This window comes from Streptomyces sp. UNOC14_S4 (assembly GCF_020740835.1).
Classification (GTDB): Bacteria; Actinomycetota; Actinomycetes; order Streptomycetales; family Streptomycetaceae; genus Streptomyces.
Genome location: NZ_JAINFC010000843.1, coordinates 1 through 1945, shown reverse-complemented (window position 1 = coordinate 1945; position 1945 = coordinate 1). Strand labels below are relative to the sequence as shown.

The 1945-nt window shown below is 70.8% G+C and carries 2 protein-coding genes and 1 pseudogene; 1 reads left to right on the top strand and 2 read right to left on the bottom strand.

The annotated features are described in order from the left end of the window. The coding region (locus K6I34_RS36360; RefSeq protein ID WP_229332296.1) for a PASTA domain-containing protein at positions 1-626 on the top strand (626 nt) is incomplete at its 5' end. A gap of 107 nt (positions 627-733) precedes the next feature. Here K6I34_RS36360 and K6I34_RS36355 read toward each other — a convergent pair. Then, positions 734-1294 (bottom strand): bacterial proteasome activator family protein, encoded by a 561-nt coding sequence (locus tag K6I34_RS36355; protein ID WP_229332295.1) that lies wholly within the window; start codon positions 1292-1294, stop codon positions 734-736. A gap of 133 nt (positions 1295-1427) precedes the next feature. Next, a pseudogene (locus K6I34_RS36350) lies at positions 1428-1945 on the bottom strand (hypothetical protein); the annotation flags it as partial.

The following is a 1945-nucleotide window of genomic DNA, read 5'->3' as shown; positions in this document are numbered from 1 at the left end:
ACCAGACCCCCGTCCAGCCCTTCCAGGGCGGCCCGAGCGGCCCCGGGACGCCCCCTCCGTACGCGACGGCCCCGGCTCCGGCCCCCGCGCCGTCCTCCGGCGGCGGCAAGAGCAACAAGCCGGTGCTCATCGGCTCCGCCGTCGTCGCCGTGCTCGCGGTCATCGGCGTGATCGCGGCGATCACGCTGAACGGCGGCAGCTCCAAGGACGAGGCCAACGGCAAGGCGTCCCAGGCCCCGGCGGCGGCCGGCGCCGCGGGAGGAACAGGCGGAACCGGCGGTTCGGGTTCCGGTGGCACCTCGGGCGGCTCCAACGTCTCCAAGTCGCAGCACAAGGAAGGCGACAAGACGAAGACGATCGACTCGGAGAAGTGCACCAAGGCCTGGGAGTACTACAGCGACAAGTCGAAGAAGTCGGCGCCCAACTTCACGTACTTCTACATCGACTCGGTCAAGTCGTGCCTGCAGGCGGCGGGCTGGAAGTACCGGGTGGACTCGCAGAACGAGAACACCTGGGGCAAGGGCACGGTCCTCAGCCAGACGCCGCGCGAGGGCGACCCGTTCGACCCCAAGTCGCCGAGCGACCTGTTCGTGCTGACGGTGTCGACGGGCGACCCGGCGCAGTAGCGGTAACGGGCGGAAACAAGCCTGAAGGGGAGCCGGGCCGAGGCAGCCGGCTCCCCTTCAGGCTTGAGATTTCAGGCTTCAGGTTTGAGGTTTCAGGTCCCGGAGGTTCAGAGGTACGGACCGGAGCGGGCACCGCCGTGCGGGCGGTGGTCCTCGTCGTCGTCCCCCATGACCCCTGCGGGCAGGGCGCGGCGCATCTGCTCCAGCTGTGCCCGCGCGGCCATCTGCTGCGCGAACAGCGTGGTCTGGATGCCATGGAAGAGACCTTCCAGCCAGCCGACCAACTGTGCCTGGGCGATCCGCAGTTCGGCCTCGGTGGGGATCGTCTCGTCCGTGAAGGGGAGGGAAAGCCGCTCCAGCTCCTCCACGAGCTCCGGGGCCAGACCGTCCTCCAGCTCCTTCACGGAACTGTGGTGGATCTCCCTGAGGCGCACACGGCTCGCCTCGTCCAGAGGAGCGGCGCGGACCTCCTCCAGCAACTGCTTGATCATGCTGCCGATGCGCATGACCTTCGCGGGCTGTTCGACCATCTCCGTCACCGGGACCTCGCGCGACTCGTCGTCACCCTCCCCGCCCCCGGGGATGGTGTTACCGAGAGCCATGCCGTCCGGACCTACGATCAGGACGTGCGGGCTCTCCTGCGACCGTTCGTTCCTCGGCATCTCCATGCCGCCATTCTCTCGCACAGGTGATTTCCCCCTGGTGATGCCCCCGTACGCGCCTGATCCACCGTGCCAAGCGCCTACTCGCGCGCCCCTTTTTCACTCCGCGCGCCGTTCACTTCATGCCTACGCCCCGTGCTCACCGGCTGCGCCGCAGCCGGAGCGCGAAGAAGCCGAGGCCGAGGCCGGTGAGAGTCATTCCGGTGCCCAGGGGCAGCACCCGCATGACGTGGTCCCCGTACCCCATGGATTCGCGTGAACCGTCCTCGGCAGGCACCGGTGGCGGCGGCGTACGGCCCGGGCGGGCGGCGTCGGCCTGCCTCCAGGGCGACGGAAGAACCGACGGCCCGGCCGAGGGCGTCGGCGTGTCGTCGGGGTCGTCCTGGTCCGTGTCGGCGTCCTCGGCCTCGTCCGCACCTCCGTCGACGGACTCCGTGGCCCGCCCCGGATGCGTACGCCCTTCCCCGGCCGCACTCCCCGCGAGCCGCCCGTCACTCTCCGACGGGACGGGCGCGGGGGTGGGCGTGGCGCGGGGTACCCGCAGGAGGCCAGGTGCGGGGTGAACGACACGGGCGGCCTGCCGGTCCGGCTCCGGGACGGGGCGTATGTGTGGACGGCGGGGGCCGGGCCCGGGGCGCCCAGTGCCCTCCGCGCCGG

Bases quoted from the DNA above. Each gene is read 5' to 3' on its own strand.
- K6I34_RS36355 (WP_229332295.1), bottom strand. From the start codon at position 1,294: ATGGAGATGCCGAGGAACGAACGGTCGCAGGAGAGCCCGCACGTCCTG.